16 protein-coding genes and 1 tRNA gene are annotated in these 19018 nt (G+C 68.4%); 6 read left to right on the top strand and 11 right to left on the bottom strand.

The annotated features are described in order from the left end of the window. The first annotated feature begins 173 nt into the window (after positions 1-173). Positions 174-956, top strand: coding sequence for a 3-oxoadipate enol-lactonase (gene pcaD, locus TF1_RS03300; protein ID WP_011291321.1), 783 nt, complete (start codon positions 174-176; stop codon positions 954-956). Positions 957-1033: 77 nt separating this feature from the next. Here the strand turns inward: pcaD and TF1_RS03305 are convergent, their stop codons facing one another. The 3 genes from TF1_RS03305 to TF1_RS03315 form a co-directional block, all read right to left on the bottom strand. After that, positions 1034-2827 carry a SulP family inorganic anion transporter gene (locus tag TF1_RS03305; protein WP_011291320.1) on the bottom strand — a complete coding sequence of 598 codons (1794 nt, stop codon included), beginning with the start codon at positions 2825-2827 and terminating at the stop codon, positions 1034-1036. Next, positions 2824-3168: an ArsR/SmtB family transcription factor gene (locus TF1_RS03310; RefSeq protein ID WP_011291319.1), complete on the bottom strand. Its 345-nt coding sequence runs from the start codon at positions 3166-3168 to the stop codon at positions 2824-2826. The genes TF1_RS03305 and TF1_RS03310 overlap by 4 nt, the downstream gene beginning before the upstream one ends. A gap of 703 nt (positions 3169-3871) precedes the next feature. Next, a tRNA-Asn gene (locus TF1_RS03315) sits at positions 3872-3944 on the bottom strand. Between the two features lie 183 nt (positions 3945-4127). Here TF1_RS03315 and TF1_RS03320 point away from each other — a divergent pair. Genes TF1_RS03320 through TF1_RS03330 form a run of 3 tightly spaced genes read left to right on the top strand, consistent with a single transcriptional unit; the run spans position 4128 to position 5462 of the window. Further along, positions 4128-4433: a hypothetical protein gene (locus tag TF1_RS03320; RefSeq protein ID WP_011291318.1), complete on the top strand. Its 306-nt coding sequence runs from the start codon at positions 4128-4130 to the stop codon at positions 4431-4433. A gap of 44 nt (positions 4434-4477) precedes the next feature. Next, complete coding sequence (locus tag TF1_RS03325; RefSeq protein WP_011291317.1) at positions 4478-4975, top strand: hypothetical protein; 498 nt, start codon at positions 4478-4480, stop codon at positions 4973-4975. A 22-nt stretch (positions 4976-4997) separates the two neighbouring features. After that, positions 4998-5462 carry a pyridoxamine 5'-phosphate oxidase family protein gene (locus TF1_RS03330; RefSeq protein WP_011291316.1) on the top strand — a complete coding sequence of 155 codons (465 nt, stop codon included), beginning with the start codon at positions 4998-5000 and terminating at the stop codon, positions 5460-5462. 12 nt (positions 5463-5474) lie between these two features. Here the strand turns inward: TF1_RS03330 and TF1_RS03335 are convergent, their stop codons facing one another. From TF1_RS03335 to ppdK, 6 genes are all read right to left on the bottom strand, one after another. After that, a complete protein-coding gene (locus TF1_RS03335) occupies positions 5475-6830 on the bottom strand; it encodes a glycoside hydrolase family 18 protein (protein ID WP_011291315.1) in 1356 nt (451 codons plus the stop codon). A gap of 84 nt (positions 6831-6914) precedes the next feature. Then, positions 6915-7994, bottom strand: coding sequence for an RNA polymerase sigma factor RpoD (gene rpoD, locus TF1_RS03340; protein WP_081430395.1), 1080 nt, complete (start codon positions 7992-7994; stop codon positions 6915-6917). A gap of 94 nt (positions 7995-8088) precedes the next feature. Further along, positions 8089-9951, bottom strand: coding sequence for a DNA primase (dnaG, locus tag TF1_RS03345; protein WP_016188384.1), 1863 nt, complete (start codon positions 9949-9951; stop codon positions 8089-8091). Positions 9952-10113: 162 nt separating this feature from the next. Further along, positions 10114-11346: a deoxyguanosinetriphosphate triphosphohydrolase gene (locus TF1_RS03350; RefSeq protein WP_011291312.1), complete on the bottom strand. Its 1233-nt coding sequence runs from the start codon at positions 11344-11346 to the stop codon at positions 10114-10116. A 96-nt stretch (positions 11347-11442) separates the two neighbouring features. After that, positions 11443-12396: a YdcF family protein gene (locus TF1_RS03355; RefSeq protein WP_016188382.1), complete on the bottom strand. Its 954-nt coding sequence runs from the start codon at positions 12394-12396 to the stop codon at positions 11443-11445. 304 nt (positions 12397-12700) lie between these two features. Continuing rightward, a complete protein-coding gene (gene ppdK, locus TF1_RS03360) occupies positions 12701-15376 on the bottom strand; it encodes a pyruvate, phosphate dikinase (RefSeq protein WP_011291310.1) in 2676 nt (891 codons plus the stop codon). Between the two features lie 349 nt (positions 15377-15725). On the opposite strand from ppdK, the gene trhA reads away from it, so the two are divergent. Continuing rightward, positions 15726-16511, top strand: a complete 786-nt coding sequence (gene trhA, locus TF1_RS03365; protein ID WP_016188381.1) for a PAQR family membrane homeostasis protein TrhA — start codon at positions 15726-15728, stop codon at positions 16509-16511. Between the two features lie 60 nt (positions 16512-16571). Here the strand turns inward: trhA and TF1_RS03370 are convergent, their stop codons facing one another. Further along, positions 16572-17960 (bottom strand): glycine--tRNA ligase, encoded by a 1389-nt coding sequence (locus TF1_RS03370; RefSeq protein ID WP_174522677.1) that lies wholly within the window; start codon positions 17958-17960, stop codon positions 16572-16574. Positions 17961-18122: 162 nt separating this feature from the next. Continuing rightward, positions 18123-18425, bottom strand: coding sequence for an antibiotic biosynthesis monooxygenase family protein (locus TF1_RS03375; protein WP_038043423.1), 303 nt, complete (start codon positions 18423-18425; stop codon positions 18123-18125). Between the two features lie 231 nt (positions 18426-18656). Between TF1_RS03375 and TF1_RS03380 the strand changes: the two genes are divergently transcribed. Continuing rightward, positions 18657-19016, top strand: coding sequence for a DUF6703 family protein (locus tag TF1_RS03380; protein WP_016188379.1), 360 nt, complete (start codon positions 18657-18659; stop codon positions 19014-19016). Positions 19017-19018 lie beyond the last annotated feature (2 nt).

The raw sequence follows: 19018 nt of genomic DNA on the forward strand, positions 1-19018 counted from the left end.
TTGTGCACGGTGGCCTGCCCGGGTATCCCCCAAGGGTTGGAAGAGCGGGGAAGGCCACAGGTTTCCCATGCCCGGCCAGTCCCTTCCCGCTGCGGCAACCGCCATATTCGACCCTGCGGGACCTTCCGGCTCGCTCACCAGGAACACCCGTTCCGCACAGAAAGGTCAAGGCTATGAGTGTTGATGTGCACTACACCGTGGACGGTCCCGAAGACGGGCCCGTCGTCGTGCTCAGCGGTTCGCTGGGCAGCCGCCTCGACATGTGGGATCCGCAGATGGCGGGACTCACCGGACAGTTCCGCGTCGTCCGCTACGACCTCCGCGGCCACGGCTCCTCCCCGGTTCCCCCCGCGCCCTACACCATGGCGGACCTCGGCTCTGACGTGCTGCGGCTCCTCGACCGGCTGAAAGTGGAGCGCGCCCACTTCGCGGGCCTGTCCATCGGCGGGATGACCGGCATGTGGCTGGCCGCGAACGCCCCGGAACGGATCGACCGCCTGGCCCTGCTGTGCACGTCGGCGACACCCCCCGGCACGCCGGAAGCGTGGGAGGAGCGCATCCGGACAGTGCGCACTCAAGGCACGGCCGCGATCGCGCCGACCGTGGTATCCCGCTGGTTCACCCCCGCCTATGCGGAACGCGACCCTGAGACGGTGTCCCTGTTCATCGACATGATCGCGAACACCCCCGACGAGGGGTACGTGGGCTGCTGCAACGCCATCCAGACCATGGACCTGCTTCCGGGGCTGCCTTCGATCACCGCGCCCACCCTGGTCGTGGCGGGCAAACTGGATCCCACCTCCCCGCCGGAGCACGCCGAGCTCATCGCGTCGCGCATCCCCAACGCCCGCATGGAGGTCATCCCGGACGCCGCCCACCTGGCGTCGTGGGAGCAGGCGACCTTCGTCAACGAACTGCTCCTCGACCACTTCGGCCGGTCGTCCGCTGCTGCCTGAAGCACGGGGTGCACACCGCGGGGCCCGAAGCGGCGCGTGCCGCTCGGGCCCCGCTTGAACGCCTGGGTCTCCGGCGGTCAGGCCTTCCCCGGGGCGGGGGCCTGGTGTCCCGGCGAGGACAGCACCGCGGCGCCCTGCGGTGCGGCCTCCGCGGACCGCAGTGAGGAGGGGATCACCCCGGCGTGGTGGAGCATGGTCAGGGCGGCTTGGATCGCTTCGGGGGTGGTCTCGAAGACGCAGCCTGCCTCCCGCAGCCGGGGGAGGGTGCCCAGGGACTCCAGCGGACGCAACTGTCCCGGGCGCAGACCGGACATCATGACGGTGATGCCGCGGGCTTGGAGCCGGTCCACGGCATCCCCGAGAACCTGGGCCCCGGTGGCGTCGATCGTGCTGACCCGGGCCATGCGGAGGATGACGACCCGCACGTCGGCCACCTCGCTGAGTTCCAGCAGGAACCGGTGGGCGGCGGCGAAGAACAGCGGACCGTCGATCCGGTAGGCGACGATGTGCTTGGCCAGGAGGGCCCGCTCCTCTTCCGTGTGGTCGCCCGGGGGCAGGTGCCGGGCCAGCTCCTCCTGGTCGAGGCTGGCGTTGCGGGCCAGCGACGCCAGGGCGAGCGCACCGGCGACGAGCATGCCGACCAGCACCGCGACCACGAGGTCGACGGTGAGGGTGACGACCGCGGTGAGCACCAGCACGACCCCGTCGGAGCGGGTGGCGCGGACCATGGCGCGCACCGAGCCCACTTCGACCATGCGCACCGCTGTGGCCAGCAGCACTCCAGCCAGGGCCGCCAGCGGGATCCGCTCCACGAGGGGCGCGGCCAGGTAGACGATTCCGGCGAGGACGAGGGCGTGGGTGATCGCTGCCAGCCGCGAGCTCGCCCCGGAGCGCACGTTCACTGCGGTGCGGGCGATTGCCGCGGTGGCGGGGACCCCGCCGAAGAGGGGGGCGGCGATGTTCGCCACGCCCTGGCCGAACAGTTCCCGGTCGGGGTCGTGGCGCTGGTTGACGCTCATCCCGTCGGCGACGGTGGCCGACAGCAGCGACTCCAACGCGGCCAGGGCCGCCACCGCCGCGGCCGGGGCCACGAGTGTGCCCACCTGGGAGAGGTCGAGAAAACCAAGGGAGGGGGCGGGCAGGCCCGCGGGCAGGTCCCCGATCCGTTCCGCGTGCAGCGGGGTGACTTCCACGAGGACCGTGGCGAGCACGACAGCCATCAGGGAGAACGGCACTGTGGGCCGCCAGCGGGCACCGACGAGCATCACCACGACCACGCCGAGGGCGATCGCGACCGCGGTCCACTCCGGGTGGGCCGCGAAGTCGAGGACCGCCTGCCACGCCACGACGAGCACCCTGTCGCCTTCCGGAACGGGCACGCCCAGGGCAGCGGGCACCTGCTGCAGGGCGATCACCGCGGCGATGCCGATGGTGAAGCCTTCCACCACGGAGGCGGGAATGTAGCGGACGTAGCGGCCGGCGCGGAGCAGGGCCAGCAGGACAAGCATGAGGCCCGCCATCAGCCCGACGGTGAGGACTCCGGAGGGTCCGTGCTGGGCGACGATGGGCACCAGCACCACCGTCATCGCCCCGGTGGGGCCGGAGACTTGCAGGTTGGAGCCGCCGAAGAACGCGGCGAGGGCACCCGCGACGATCGCGGTGACCAGCCCGGCCTGAGCTCCGAGCCCGGAGGAGATCCCGAAGCCCAGGGCGAGCGGCAGGGCAACCACGGCGACGGTCACCCCGGCCAGCAGGTTGCGTCCCGGTGCGTGCCGCATCCGGGCGAGGTCGGCGCGGGCCGGAATCATCACGCGGAAACGGTCGAGGACAGGGCGCAGGGCGCTGTCCCGGGAGAGGACGGGAAGGTTCACCGCTGCCCCTCCCGTTCTGCTTCGCGGAGCTCGGCCAGCAGTTCCCCCTGGTCGACCAGCATGCTGGTGAGGATGGTGCGCGCGGCGCGCAGCAGGTCGCCGACCTGTGGGGCGCTCAGCTCGTAGCGCACGACGTTGCCTTCGCGGTGGGAGACCACCAGACCGGTGCGGCGCAGCACCGCCAACTGCTGGGAAAGGTTGGACGCTTCAACACCGATGTCGGCAAGGAGTTCGTGGACCGGGCGGGGCCCCTCCTGCAGCAGCTCCAGCACCCGGATCCGAACCGGATGGCCAAGCGTGCGGAAGAACTCCGCCTTGGCCTGGTAGAGCGGTACCGGCACGTTTGATTCTCTTTTCACTTTTGAGGGGATGTGGGGAGGTATGTCGGGATCAAGAATGTATGAACATGAAAAATTCTTCAAATCAAGAAGAACGAAAGTGACTCCTGCCACTTGCGTTGAGGGGATCGCCCGTGGTAGCAGAAGCCGCTCGCAGCAGGGACACGGCAGCGCACTCCGTCGGTCCCTGTCCCACCGGTTCTGCAGCGAGAAAAGGCCAGCGGTCGTGCACCAGTGCCGCGCCGCCTCCTGCCCCGCGCTGGCCCCACCCGGAGACACAAGCCCCGGGCTCGACTCGCGGAGTCCCGCGGGCCTCTCGGACTCGGCACGCCGCCCTTCCCCGGGAAAGCGCCGGCTCCGGACCTGGGAACAGCCCGCAGAAGAAAGCGCTCGACTCCCCGAGAGAATGCGAAAGACAGAGCGGTCACCCAGCTACAGCGCTCCCCGGTGCCTGGGCTGCGTCCTCAAGGCCACGGGCCCCTGCCACCGGGAATCACTGCTGGAGACCCACTGCCGGAGATAAAGCGGCAACCGATGCCCGGATTCCCGCGGCGGCACGCCAGTGTGCCCGCCCACGCGAAGGCCGAATCGGGAACCAGCAGTCACGATAAAGGCTCTCGCCTCAGGGCAAGAGCCTCGACGTGCGGAACTTGCAGGAGATGACGCTATCCACCGCTGACGCGGGACCGCGTCCTCACTGTCGTTGCTCCCGCGATTGGACTCGAACCAATAACCTGCCGGTTAACAGCCGGCTGCTCTGCCAATTGAGCTACGCGGGATTGCGTTGCTGTGGGGTTCGTGTTCCCCGCAGTGACACCACTAGCGTAGCGCACTCTGGAGAGTGCTCGTGACAGATTTTCCTCCCCCGCAGTTCCCCCGCCCCGAATGTCGCCTCCTGTCCTGCGGCAACCACTGCGGGTAGCGTGGATCACGGCACGAATTCATCGTCTCGGGAGGACCGCATGCGCTATCGGATCGTCTTTATCGCCGGGTTCGCTATCGGCTACATCCTCGGCGCCAAAGCCGGACGGGAACGGTACGAGCAGATCGCCCGCGCGGCCCGCAGCCTCGTCGAGAACCCCACGGTGCGAGAGACAGCCGACCGGGTGCGGTCCCAGGTGACCGACGCCAGCAAGACCGTCTACGACAAACTCTCCGAGAAACTCCCGGTCACCTCCGTGCGCGACTTCCTGGCCAGCCCTACCCCGGAAGAGGAGGCCGAGCTCGACCGGATCGAAGCCGCCTCCGGCACCGCGGCACGCGACTAGGCGCCTCCGTGTGCTGACCGTCGGGCACGGACTACGGTAGGACCATGCTGCGCTGGCTCCGCCGACACGCTCTGCCCTCCGAGATCCGTGCCCGACTCGACCTCGCTCCCGGGGAGCGGATCATCGCCCACGCGTGGACCGAGAACGGGACAGCGGTCGTCGCCACCACGGCCGCCCTGCACCTGCCGGAGGGGCGGCGCATCCCGTGGGAGCGCATCGACCAGGCCCGCTGGGACGACACCGGCCTGGTGCTCACCACCGAAGACGAACCCGAAGAGGTCATCCCCCTGCCCCGGCCGGGCCGCCTCGCCCAAGCCGTCTACGAACGAGTCACCGCCACCATCGTGGTCTCCCGCCACGTGCCGTTGCTGTCTGACGTCGAAGGCGCTCCCGGGGTCCGGTTCATTGCGCGACGCGCCCCCGGGAGCACCGACATCACCTGGCAGCTCCGCTACGACGAGGGCGTGGACCCGGAATCCCCCGAGATCCGCCAGCGCACCCAGCGCGCCCTGGCCCGGCTCCGCGAGCAGACCGGCGTGTAACCCCGCTCCCGAAGGGAGATCCATGGCCACTTGGGAATCCTTCGCCGCAGAAGCCCCGCGCCTCGCCGCCGCGGTGCGCGCCCGCTTCACCGCCCACCGGCACCACGTCCTCGCCACCCTCCGCAAAGACGGGTCTCCCCGGGTGAGCGGTACCGAAGTGGTGTTCCACGGCCCCGACCTCATGCTGGGCTCCATGCCCGGCGCGGTCAAAGCCCGCGACCTGCAACGGGACGGCCGGTTCGCCCTGCACGCCAACCCCGGCGACGGCTCCATGGCCGCGGGCGACGCCAAACTGTCCGGGCGCGCCATCGAGGTGACCGACCCGGAAGAGATCGCCGCGTTCCGCCAGCACGGGGTACCGCCCGGGCCGTTCCACCTGTTCCGGCTGGACCTCCACGACGCCGTGCTGACCTCGGTGGACGGCGACGAACTCGTCATCGAACTGTGGCGGGCCGGATCGGGGGTGCAGCGGTTCGTGCGCCGCTAGCTCCAAGCGGGTTCAGCGCAGCGACTCCGCCATCGCGGCGACCAGCTCCCCTTCCGGATCCATGTCCAGGTTCCACAGCACCAGGCCGCGCAGGCCGTGGCGGACGGCGTAGGCGCCTTTGCGGCGCACCACTTCCGGGGTGTCGTAGGACCACCACTCGTCGCCGTCGTAGATCCACGCGGCCCCGGTCTCGCGGTCGAAGAAACGCTCCCCGGGATGCTGCTCCAGTGTTTCGTAGGCGTGTGTCGCCTCCCCGTAGCCGCCTTCCGCCGGCTGTTCCGCTTCGACCAGCCACCCGTCGCCGTTGGGCCCCGGCGGCACCCCGCGCCAGCCGCGACCGTAGCCGGGGATGCCGAGCACGAGCTTCTCGGCGGGCAGCCCGTAGTCGAGGTACTGGCGGACTGCCCGGTCGACGCTGGGCTGGTCGGGATCCTGGTCAGGCGCGTACAACTGCGCGTGGTGGCCGGTGATGTCCCGCCACGACCCGGTGAAGTCGTAGCCCTGGACGGTAGCGAAGTCCAGGTAGTCGAAGACCTCAGGCTCGTAGCTGTCCCGCATGATCTTCGGGTCGTGGCTCAGGGACGCCGACAGGGTGTACTCCCGCCCGGTCTCGCGTTCCAAGGCGTCCAACTGGGCGCGGAACTCCTGCACGACGAGGGTGAAATTCCGCTTGTCGTCGGGGTGCTCGACGTTGTCGGGATGGCCGTTGCCGCCCGGCCACTCCCAGTCGAGGTCGATACCGTCGAAAATCCCTGCGGCGACCCCTTCGCCTCCCTGCGGCTCCCCCTCGAGGCGGGGCAGGTTGCCGCGCAGCCACAGGTCGATGCAGGAGGCGACGAAACGCTCCCGGGACTCCTGAGTCCGCACCGCCTCGGAAAAGTACGTGGACCAGTTCCATCCCCCCAGCGAGATGCTGGCGCGCAAGTCCGGGTACTTCTGCTGGAGTTTGCGCAACTGGTTGAGGCTCCCGGCGAGCGGCTGCTCGTAGGTGTCGGCTTGGCCGTCCACGCTTTCCGCGGCCTCGTAGCGGCGCTGGAAGATCTGCCACGGCTGGTCCGCCTCAGCGGGGATGTGGCACAGCCCGTCTTCGCTCACATCCCCGAACGCCCAGATCAGCCGGTCCAGGAGTGCGGCAGCCCCGCTCTCGTCCACGTCTTTGATCGTGTAGCCGCGGTTGGCGGTATTCCAGTCAGCGAAGTAGGCGATCCGCTCCGCCGTGGGCCTGGTCCACCAGTTCCCCAGGCGCGGGCCGAGGAGCACGACGACCCCGCCGCACAGGGCCACCACGCCGGCCGCGACCAGCAGCACGACCCAGGTGGGTGCAAAGGTACGGCGCCGTGCTGGAAGAATCCGGTGTCGACCCGCCATGGTTTCAACGTATCCCGCCCCGTGACGGAATGTCCGCGACATACCACTATTAGTCGCGGCGCATTACCTGTTTCTTCCCACCGCTTATCCCAGGTAGTCGCGGAGGATGCGCGCTCGGGAGGGCTGCCGGAGTTTCGCGAGCGTCTTGGACTCGATCTGCCGGATGCGTTCCCGGGTCACGCCGAACTTCCGTCCCACCTCTTCAAGAGTGTGCGGTTTTCCGTCCTCCAACCCGAAACGGAGCGTGATCACCCGCTGCTCCCGTTCTGAAAGCCCGCCCAGGACCTGAGCCAACTGGTCCTGGAGCATGACGAACGCCGCGGCCTCCACCGGCGGGACTGCGTCCGTGTCCTCGATGAAGTCGCCGAACGCGGAGTCTTCCTCGCCGATCGGCGTGTGCAGGGAAATGGGCTCCTGGGAGACGCGGTGGATTTCCACGACCCGGTCGTGGTCGACGTTGAGTTCGCGGGAGAGCTCGTGCAAGGTCGGTTCTCGGCCGAGCTCCTGGTGCAGGCGGCGGCGGGTGCGGGCCAGCCGGTTGATGCTCTCCACCATGTGCACGGGGACCCGGATGGTGCGGGCCTGGTCCGCGATGGCGCGGGTGATCGCCTGCCGGATCCACCAGGTGGCGTAGGTGGAGAACTTGTATCCGCGGGTGTAGTCGAACTTCTCCACCGCGCGGATGAGCCCCAGGTTGCCCTCCTGGATCAGGTCGAGCAGGGCCAGACCGCGGCCCAGGTAGCGCTTGGCGACCGACACCACCAGGCGCAGGTTAGATTCGATCAGGCGGCGTTTGGCGAGTTTTCCTTCGCGGACGAGCTCGTTGAGGTCCTCAAACCATTCAGGGGAGTACTGTGCGGGGACCGGACCGGTGCGTGCGGCGCGCAGTTTCTGCTCGGCGTAGAGGCCGATTTCGATGGCTTTGGCGAGTTCGACTTCTTCTTCAGCCGTGAGCAGGGGGACTCGGCCGATTTCTCGCAGATAGGCGTGGACGATGTCGCCCGAGGAGGTGCGGGTTTCGGGGTGCTCCGCGAAATCGTCGCGGTCCACGTACTCCGGTTCTCCCCCGACCGCCTCGACAGGAGGACCGCCACTGCGTTCCACCGCGGCCGCGGGGCCAGCGGGCGTTCTCCTTTCCACGATCTCAGCCGCCGTATCTCGCATCGACGACGCCCTCTTAGGTGACACCGGAAAAACCACTCTTATAGTGTGCCTGCGTTTTCCCGGAGTAGAGGGATTGAATTTTGTCACCTTTATGTCACATAGCTCCCCCAAAACGCTCTCGCATCATACGTTTCTGCTGTTCAGCGGTCATGAGTTCGGTGAAAATCCGCTGGTATTCCTCGGCGTCCGCGACCGGGTCGAGCCGGGACAGGCGAGATTTGAGGTTTGTGATCTGTCGGTTGATGGAATGAATTCTGATTGTGCTGATGATCTCTTGGGCGCGGTACTCGTCGAGTTCCCCGTAAATCTCGATCGGCTCCACCGCCAATTGGGTGAGGAAAGTCCGCTGCGCTTCGTTACGGGCCGTCTCCCGCAACTGTCCGGCCCAGAGCGCCGGGTCCTGGACGGACTGGGTGCCGCCCGCTTTCTGGATGAGGTGAAACACGTCGCGGTGCTGCTCCACGGTGAACATGTCAGCGTCCAGGTGGTCGAAACCGGAGCAGAGCAGGGGGTGTTGCACCGCGAGTTTGAGGGCGAGACGCTCCCGCTGCACCACGGGGTCGCGCAGGTCGTAGCGGGGCGCGGGTGCGGCAGTGGCCGGTTTGGGCGGGACCCGGCGGCCGCGGGCCCGGCGCATGTGCTCCTGGATCCGCCGGTGGACGAATTCTTCGTCCATGATGCCCAGCCAGCGGTCCAGGCTGACCCCGTAGAGGCGGCGCACCCCGGCGTTGCGGATGCTCGCCACGATCGGCGCGGCCGCGTCCAAGGCAGCCAGCCGCCCCTCCGGGGTGTCCAGGTTGTAGCCCTCGAACTTGCTGCGGATCATGAACTCGTACAAGGGCTGCTTCGCGGCGATCAGGTCGCGGACCGCCGCATCGCCCCGTTGGACCCGCAGGTCGCAGGGGTCGAGCCCGTCGGGTTGCACGGCGACGAACGTCTCTGAGGCGAATCCGTGCTCTTCAGCGAAGGCGCGCAGGGCCGCGTTGCGCCCTGCCTGGTCGCCGTCGAAGGTGAAGATGACTTCGCCGCCGAACTCGGAGCGGCCCAGCAGGAGGCGCCGCAGGATCTTGAGGTGCTCTTCTCCGAACGAGGTGCCGCAGGTGGCGACCGCCGTGGTGACGCCAGCCAGGTGGCAGGCCATCACGTCGGTGTAGCCTTCCACGATCACGGCCTGGCGCTGGCGCGCGATCTCTTTCTTGGCCAAGTCCAGCCCGTAGAGGAGGCTGGACTTCTTAAACAGCGGGGTTTCCGGGGTGTTGAGGTATTTGGGCCCGGTGTCCTCGGGGTCGAGTTTGCGCGCCCCGAAGCCGACGACGTCCCCGCTGAGGTCCCGCACCGGCCAGACGAGGCGGCCGCGGAACCGGTCGTAGGGGCCGCGCCGCCCCTGGCTGGCCAGTCCGGCGAGCACGATCTCCTGGTCGGTGAAACCTTTGGCACGCAGATGGGACAGGAGCGCATTCCAGGAGGCGGGAGCGTATCCCACGCCGAAGTGCTCCGCATCGGCCCGGGTGAAGCCGCGTTCGACGAGGAAGCGGCGGCCCGCCTGCGCTTCCGGGCTCAGCAGCTGCTCGGCGTAGAACTCGGCGGCGACCCGGTGGGCGTCGACCAGCCGCTGGCGCTGCCCCTGCTCGTTGCGGGGGACGTAGCCGCCCTGCTCGTAGCGGAGCTGGATGCCCGCTGCCCGCGCCAGGTGCTCGACGGCTTCGACGAAGCTCAGGTGTTCGATCTTCTGGATGAAGGAGATGACGTCGCCGCCTTCCCCGCAGCCGAAGCAGTACCAGAGGTTGCGTGCGGGGGTGACGTTGAACGAGGGGGTCTTCTCGTCGTGGAAAGGGCACAGGCCTTTGAGGGAGCCGCCGCCGGCGTTGCGCAGCTGGAGGTATTCGCCGACCACGTCGGCGATAGGGGAACGCTCCCGTACCAGTGCGACGTCTTCATCTTTGATTCGACCGGCCACGGAAGCCAGGGTATTCGTTGCGGCCGGGCTCGGGTGGGATGGGGGTGGAAGCCCTGCTGTGGGCGCGGGCCATGCAGGGCTCCCGCCCACAGTCGCTGCTTCGGGCAAGGTTGCAATGACAGATTTCTGGGGCGGGGCTTAGCGGCCGCAGCGCAGCCGCGGTCAGCAGAGGCGAGCGTGCCAGGAGAGGGCAGAAAGGTCGGTGAGCGACGCCACCTGGTCGATCACCACGCGCAGCGCGGCGGCATCGTCCTGGGCTGCCGCGTAGTCTGCCTGAAATTGCGGCTCCAACGTGGCGGGCGCGCCCGCGGCAACCGCCTCGACGAGCTCCGTGACCACCTGCCGCTCCCGCGCATAGCGGTCCTCTTCGTCTACCAGGAACACGTAGTGCGCGGTCACTGCTTTGAGCAGGGCGCACTCCATGCGCTGCTCACGGGGCACCACCAGTTCCGCGGCGTAGCGGGTCAGCGGTGCCGAACCGTACTTCTCCAGCGTGGCCCGCTCCGCGGCCCGGCAGAACCGTCCGATCAGCTCGCTGGTGAGGTTCTTCAACGCCGCCAGCGACGGCAGGTCGCCGCTGAGCGACCGCGGCCAGCACTCCTGCGCCATCAGGCGGGCGAACACCTCCTCCAGTTCCGCTGGCTCAGCGTCGGAGTAGTGCGCGGCTGCGGTCCGGCACACCTCGCTCCGCTCGGCGGGGCTGTGGAGCGCGGCCAAGGAGAGCTGCCCCGTGTACAGTCCGTCCTCCAAGTCGTGGACCGAGTAGGCCACGTCGTCAGCCCAGTCCATGACCTGCGCTTCGAGACAGGTGCGCCGCCCCACCGCCCCCTGGCGGATCCACGCGAACACGTCGCTGTCCTCGGCATAGACGTTGAACTTGGCGGTCTCGCCGGCTTCCCCGCGCCGCCAGGGGTATTTGAGGGTGGCGTCCAGCGTCGCCCGGGTCAGGTTGAGTCCGGCACTCCGCCCCTCGGGGGTGAAGACCTTCCCTTCCAGGCGGGTGAGCAGCCGGAGGCTCTGCGCGTTGCTCTCAAATCCGCCGCACGGGCGCGCGGCCCGGTCCAGCGCGGCTTCCCCGTTGTGCCCGAACGGCGGATGCCCCAGGTCGTGGGCGAGGCAGGCGGCTTCCACCAGGTCCGGGTCGCAGCCGAGCGTGCCGCTGAGCTCCCGCCCGATCTGGGCGCACTCCAGCGAATGGGTGAGCCGGGTCCGGGGGAAGTCGCTGACCCCTGGCTGGGCCACCTGGGTTTTCGCGGCGAGTCGGCGCAGCGCGAAACTGTGCAGCACGCGGGCCCGGTCGCGGGCGAAGTCGCTGCGGGACCGGCGTTTCGGCGGCTCCGCAGCCCACCGCTGCCGGTCGTGGTCGCGGTAGCCGTCCCCCGGGTTACCAGCCATGGGCACCCCACAACACTGCGCTGGTGTTCTCCGCCCTACTTTAGGAGCGTTAGCGCAGGAAGTCCGGGATTCCCGCGGTATGCCGGGGTGTCGGGGTCACAGGGCGTCGACGCGGACCGCGGCGCTCTCCCCGAAAATCCAGTAGTGCCACAGCGACGCGGTCTCGCGGGTGATGTACCACAGTTGGGTTTCCCGTTCGAGGACAGCCGGTCCGGAGCGGGCCGGGGACGTGGCGGCTTCGATCCCGAAATCTTCGGCGATCTCCCGGGAGCGCAGGGAATGCCACGGGTCGCTGACGATGACCGCGGTGCGCCAGCCTCGCTCTTCGAAGACCTGGGCCACGAGCTCCAGGCTCTCCAACGTGTCGCTGCCCTTGCCGATCGGGATGACGCTGTCTGCAGGCACGCCCTGTTCGACCAGCCAGCGGGCACCGCTGCCGCCCTCGGTGAAGTTGTCGCCCGGCTGGTTGCCGCCCACGGTGACCACGGTGGGCGCCACCCCTTCCTCGTACAGGTGGGCGGCGTGGCGGAGGCGGGCCTCGAAGACCGGAGAAGGGCGGCCATTGTACTGGCTGGCGCCCAGCACGACGATCGCATCGGAGGGCGGGCGTTCGTCCTGCCGCGCGGTGTACCACACCCAAGCCCAGGTCGCGCACGGCAGCAGGATCACGGTGAGCACCAGCAGCGCCACAGTGCGCCGCACTATCCGCCCGATGCTGCGCGGGCGGCGGGTGCGGGCGGGGCGCCGCAGGGTCCGGGGGTCCTCGAGGCGGTCAGGCTCGTCAGGGGGCCCGTCGCGGCCTGGTAAGGAAAGGGTGTCCCGCGTAAACGTGCGCGTAGGCGCGGGCTCGGGCGGCGCGGCCGCTTCGGCTCCCCCACTGATCCGGCGGAACGTCCGCGCGTGGTCGTCGCCGGGGTGGTCCGCGTCGTCCCGGAGGTCGCGGGCGTCCGGCTCGAAGGTGGAGAGCCGTGTGAAGACCCGGGTGGCCTCCTCGTCGGCCCCGTGGTGGCCCGCCTTCTCAGGCCCGTCACCGGTCGTGCGCACCTTCACACCCCCTAGCCGATCGAGCACGGTTGTGCGGTACCGCACCCCGGGCCGTGCCAACGGTGCTGTGCAGGCCTGCGGACGGTGGGCCGGAGTACCCCTGGCGCGTCCGCGTGTGCGGTCTGACGGCACCCTGGTCGGGAGAGCGCGGCACCGGATTCCTGTCCGGTACGGCCGCTTCCCGGGGACAATGCTACGAGAAGGTCACAGCCGAAACACCCAAATGTCTTGTATTCGTCATATATGAAGTCCCCGCCTCGGAGCAGGGTCGCAAGGCGGGGACCACCGTGCTTATCGGTGTTGGCGCAGGTTAGCGGAGCGCGGCCCGTCCCGCTTCGAGGCGGGCGACGGGGACGCGGAACGGCGAGCAGGAGACGTAGTCCAGGCCCACCTCGTGGAAGAAGTGCACCGAGGCTGGGTCGCCGCCGTGCTCACCGCAGACCCCGAGCTTGAGGCCGGGGCGAGTGGCGCGGCCTTCCTCCGCGGCGATGCGGACCAGCCGTCCCACCCCGTCGACGTCCAGCGACTCGAACGGGGAGACGCCGAACACTCCCTTCTCCAGGTAGGTGGAGAAGAAGGAGGCTTCCACGTCGTCGCGGGAGAAGCCCCAGGTGGTCTGGGTGAGGTCGTTGGTGCCGAAGGAGAAGAACTCGGCGCTCTCCGCGATCTGCCCGGCAGTGAGCGCGGCGCGGGGCAGCTCGATCATGGTGCCGATCGGGATGTCGAGCTCCACCCCGTGCTCGGCGGCGACCTCGCGGATGACCTGCACCGACTCCTCGCGGATGATCTCCAGCTCCTGGACGGTGCCGACCAGCGGGATCATGATCTCGGGGCGCGGACGGCCGCCCTGCTTGATCCGTGCGGCCGCAGCCTCGGCGATCGCCCGTACCTGCATGGTGAACAGTCCCGGTACGACGAGGCCGAGGCGGACCCCGCGCAGGCCCAGCATCGGGTTCTGCTCGTGCAGCCGGTGGACGGCCTGGAGCAGCCGCAGGTCCCCTTCGTTCTTCTCACCGCGTGCCTCCGCTACGGCCACACGCACCGACAGTTCAGTGATGTCGGGCAGGAACTCGTGCAGCGGCGGGTCGAGCAGCCGCACGGTGACGGGCAGGTCGTCCATCGCCTCGAAGATGCCGGTGAAGTCCTCGCGCTGCAGCGGCAGGAGGGCGGCGAGAGCCTCGTCCCGCTCCTGGTCGGTGTCGGCGAGGATCAGCCGTTCCACCAGGGCGCGGCGGTCACCGAGGAACATGTGCTCGGTGCGGCACAGGCCGATCCCCTGGGCGCCCATGCGCCGGGCGCGGGCCGCGTCCTCGGGGGTGTCGGCGTTGGCACGCACAGCCATGCGGCGCTTGGCGTCGGCGTACCGCATGATCCGGTCGACGGCGCGGACCAGGTCGTCGGCTTCCGCCGAGGAGGGGTCGAGCTCGCCTTCGAAGTAGCGCACGATCGGGGAGGCCACGACGGGGACTTCGCCGAGGAACACTTCACCGGTGGTGCCGTCGATGGAGATGACGTCGCCTTCCTTGATGACCCGGCCGTCCGGCGCGGTCAACTGGCGGTTCTTGGTGTCGATGTCGAGCTCTTCGGCACCGCAGACGCAGGTCTTGCCCATGCCGCGGGCCACGACGGCGGCGTGCGAGGTCTTGCCGCCGCGGCTGGTGAGGATGCCCTGGGCAGCGAGCATGCCTTCCAGGTCGTCGGGGTTGGTCTCCCGGCGGCACAGGATGACCTTCTCCCCGTTGCGCGACCACGCGACGGCGGTGGCGGAGTCGAAGACCGCGCGCCCCACGGCCGCGCCCGGGGAGGCGTTCATGCCCCGGCCCAGCAGGTCGCGTTCGGCCTTCTCGTCGAAGCGGGGGAACATGAGCTGGGCGAGCTGCTCGCCGCTGACCCGGTTCACCGCTTCTTCCAGGGTGATGAGCCCCTGGTCGACGAGCTGGTTGGCGATACGGAAGGCTGCGGCAGCGGTGCGCTTGCCCACGCGGGTCTGCAGCATCCACAGTTTGCCGCGCTCGATGGTGAACTCGATGTCGCACAGGTCGCGGTAGTGCCGCTCGAGTTTCTCCATGATCTCGAGCAGTTCGGCGTAGCTCTTGGGGTCGATCCGCTCCAGTTCGGTGAGGGGGATGGTGTTGCGGATCCCCGCGACGACGTCCTCACCTTGCGCGTTCTGCAGGTAGTCGCCGTAGACGCCCTGCTGGCCGGTGGCGGGGTCGCGGGTGAAGGCCACTCCGGTGCCGGAGTCCATGCCGAGGTTGCCGAAGACCATGGAGCAGATGTTGACCGCGGTGCCCAGGTCGCTGGGGATGCGCTCCTGGCGCCGGTAGAGGACGGCGCGGGGGGCGTTCCAGGACTTGAAGACGGCTTCGATGGCCAGGCGCATCTGTTCGCGCGGGTCGGTGGGGAACTCCGCGTCGGTGGCTTCCCGGACGATGGTCTTGAACGTGTCGACGAGCCCGGCGAGGTCGGCGGCGTCTAGGTCGAGGTCGCTGGTGACGCCTTTGCGGGCCTTGAGGTCGTCGATGGCGTCCTCGAACAGGTCGCCGTCGATGCCCAGTACGGTCTTGCCGAACATCTGGATGAGGCGGCGGTAGGAGTCCCAGGCGAACCGCTCGTTGCCGGACTGGGCGGCAAGTCCTTTGACCGACTCGTCGTTGAGACCGATGTTGAGGACGGTCTCCATCATGCCGGGCATGGAGAACTTGGCGCCCGAGCGTACGCTCACCAGCAGCGGGTTGTCGGGCTGGCCGAGGCGCTTGCCCATGGTCGCTTCAAGGGCGGCCAGCTTCTCTTCGATCTGGGCGTCTAACCCCGGGGGCATGGTCCCGTGCTCGAGGTAGTGTCGGCACGCCTCAGTGGTGATGGTGAACCCGGGCGGCACGGGAAGGCCAAGGTTGGTCATCTCCGCGAGGTTGGCACCCTTGCCTCCGAGGAGATCCTTGAGGTCCTTGTTCCCCTCGGTGAAGTCGTACACGTACTTGGGCACGGGAACTCCTTGCTACGGTTGGGCGGCCTAAAAGATGGCGCGACTCTACCCGACCCTGTCGAGCAACTTTGTTCAGCACACCCCTTATTTGAGTGTTTTCGCAGGTCATAGGCATTCGAATGGTATAAACCAATGGTCCATCCGTTTTGTCCCAGTTCAGGGCACTATTTCCGCGAGGAGCACCAGGGAACGACCTGCAAAACACGAGATCAAAAGAGATTTAGACCACTCACCCGACCGAGGGGGAGAAAATTGGTCCACTCCGCCCGACATCAGCCCGGAAATGTGCCCAGCACCACATCGCTACCGCCAAGTAACCTACGAATGCGTAAGTTACGCTCCAGAAGCAATGCCGCTCGGCGCCCACGAAGGAGAGGTGGCACAGAAGAACGTGGCTGCACAGCCGGAAAACCGCCCCCCAGCAGAACGCCCGCACCCCTCCCCGACCCCGCTCACCCGGGTCGAGGCGGCCGCCGCCCACCTCCTGCACTCGGCCAAGCCTCGCCTACGCGGCTGGCTGCATTTAGGCACCGCCCCCCTGGCCCTCATCGCAGGCATCATCCTCATCGGGTTTGCGCCCACCACTGCGGCCCGGCTCGCCAGCGCAATCTACGGCCTCAGCGCGGTCTTGCTGTTCAGCACCTCAGCGGCCTACCACATCGGCCGCTGGTCCCCCCGGACCGCGGCTGCACTCCGCCGCCTCGACCACGCCAACATCTACCTGATCATCGCCGGCACCTACACGCCGTTCGTCCTGCTCGTCCTCGACGGGACCCAGCGCACCGCGATGCTAGCCCTGATCTGGGGATGCGCCGCGGCCGGAGTCCTGTTCACCCTGGTGTGGCTCCACGCCCCGCGCTGGCTGTCCACCACGCTGTACGTGGCCCTGGGGTGGATCGCCGTCCTGTTCCTGCCCGACCTGATCCGCGGCGTGGCAGCCGTCCCCCTGCTGCTCGTCCTCACCGGAGGAATCCTTTACAGCCTCGGCGCTCTGGTGTACGCGCTGAAACGCCCCGACCCGTTCCCGCGCTGGTTCGGCTTCCACGAAATCTTCCACGTGCTGACCATTGCGGCCTTCGCCTGCCAGTACATCGCGGTGTTCGCCGTCGTCACCGCCGCCGCACCGGCGCAGTAACCACTGCGGCCCCAGACCAAAACGGTCCAGGGCCGCAACGTCAACGGGCCGCCGTACGGGTCAGCACCCGGCGAGCCGCTCCGCGAGGTACTGCTCGACCTGGTCGATCGAGATGCGTTCCTGAGTCATCGAGTCGCGCTCGCGGACCGTCACCGCGTTGTCTTCCAGCGTGTCGAAGTCGATCGTCACGCAGAACGGGGTGCCGATCTCGTCCTGGCGGCGGTAGCGGCGGCCGATCGCCCCGGCGTCGTCGAACTCCACGTTCCACCGCTTGCGCAGCTTCGCGGCCAAGTCCCGGGCCTTCGGCGACAGGTCCGCGTTGCGCGACAGCGGCAGCACCGCCGCCTTGACCGGGGCCAGCCGCGGGTCCAGCCGCATGACGACGCGCTTCTCCATCTTGCCCTTGGCGTTCGGCGCCTCGTCCTCGGTGTAGGCGTCGAGCAGGAAGGTGAGCATCGTCCGGTCGACACCCGCCGACGGCTCGATCACGTAAGGGATGAACCGTGTGTTGGTCTCCTGGTCGAAGTAGGACAAGTCCGTGCCCGACCTCTTGGAGTGCGTGGACAGGTCGTAGTCAGTGCGGTTGGCGATGCCCTCCAGCTCGCCCCACTCGCTCCCGGCGAAGTTGAACCGGTACTCGATATCCACGGTCCGCTTGGAGTAGTGGGACAGCTTCTCCTTCGGGTGCTCGTACAGCCGCAGGTTGTCCTTGTTGATCCCCAGGTCGATGTACCACTGCAGCCGCGTGTCGATCCAGTACTGGTGCCATTCCTCGTCCGTTCCCGGCCGGACGAAGAACTCCACCTCCATCTGCTCGAACTCGCGGGTGCGGAAGATGAAGTTGCCCGGGGTGATCTCGTTACGGAACGACTTGCCGATCTGGGCGATTCCGAACGGGATCTTCCGGCGCGACGACTGCTCGACGTTCTTGTAGTTGATGAAAATGCCCTGCGCGGTCTCCGGGCGCAAGAACGCCAGGCCGCTCTCGTCCTGCACCGGTCCCACGTAGGTGCGCAGCAGACCGCTGAACATCCGCGGCTCGGTGAACGCACCCTTAGCGCCGCAGTGAGGGCAGTTGAGGTCCGCCAGTCCGTTCGCCGGAGGCTTGCCGTGCTTGGCCTCGTAGGCCTCGGTGAGGTGGTCGGCACGGAAGCGCTTGTGGCAGGACTGGCACTCGGTGAGCGGGTCGACGAAGGCGTCGACGTGGCCGGACGCCTCCCAGACCTCACGGGCCAGGATGACGCAGGAGTCGAGGCCGACGATGTCCTCACGCTCCTGGACCATGGCGCGCCACCACTGGCGCTTGACGTTGTTCTTCAGCTCCACGCCCAGAGGGCCGTAGTCCCACGAGGCGCGCAGACCCCCGTAGATCTCGCTCGAGGGGTAGACCAATCCCCGGCGCTTGGCAAGACTGACCAGGGTGTCCATTGCCTCTGACTTAGCGGCCATAGTGATTGACTCCATCCATCCGGCTGGCGGTCGGCGGATCGCGGAAAGGCGCGACGCTCGAAATAGGTACGGTCCTCAAGCCTATTGGACTCACCACCGACTTTATGCCGCTCAGCGACTTGTCTGTTTTGCCGAGTGTCTGCGGTCCCGCAGTGCCGTGCGTCAGTCCTCCGCCGCGGGCGCCTGGCGGGCCAGGGTCTCGAACGCACTGGGCTCGTCGTGGGCGGTGGACAGCAGCGGTACCGCGGTGACCTTGACGTCGTAGTGGGAGAGCGCCCGGCGGTAGTAGCCCGGCCCGTCCCATTCGGTGACCACCGTCCACAGCGTGGGGTCGTCGACCGCGCGTGCCAGGGACCCCCGGCGGTAGCCGGGCCTCTGCGACAGCACGTCCAGCGCCGCTTTGGCGTGGGCGACGAACTCCTCAGAGTCTTCGGTGGCGACGGTGTGTCTGGTGATGACGATCACCACGCCATGGTGCCATAGCGGGTGATGCGGCGCAGATCCAGCCGCAGCGGACGTCGCCCGGCCCGCAGCGGGCAGAGGGTGCGGTGCCGTGCGGGCGCTCCTCGACTAGAAGCGCCGCACGGTCCTCGCGGTACTCCGGGCACCGCCCGTCCCGCTGCTGCAACCCCTCGGCGGTGAGGCCGTCACTCAGTACGCTTAGACCGTCGCCCCAATGCTGTGGAGGAAAGCCGGGTGTCCCCCAAAGAGCACCACACTGAGCCCGCTGGTCGCCGTCTCCCGGACGAGGAGCCCTCTGCCGCTGCTGAAGTGTCCCGACTACGCCGCGCCGTGGAGGAGCGGAGCGCGCTCCCCCTGCTCGTCCTGCACCACGCCCCCGGGTGGGTCCTGCCTGTCGCCGTGGTCGGGGTGTTCTTCTCCGGCCTGCTGCTGACCGGGATCGTGGGCACGCTGCTCCTCGTCCTGCTGGCCCTGTTCTTCGCCTGGCTGGGCTACCTGGCCTGGCCGCGGCTGTCGTCGGCTGAGCGAGCGATGCGGTGCGTCGTGGTGGCGGTGCTCCTCGGGCTCGGAGTACTCCAATCCGGGATATTTTGACA

The organism is Thermobifida fusca NBRC 14071 = JCM 3263, assembly GCF_001592045.1.
Taxonomy (GTDB): Bacteria; Actinomycetota; Actinomycetes; order Streptosporangiales; family Streptosporangiaceae; genus Thermobifida; species Thermobifida fusca.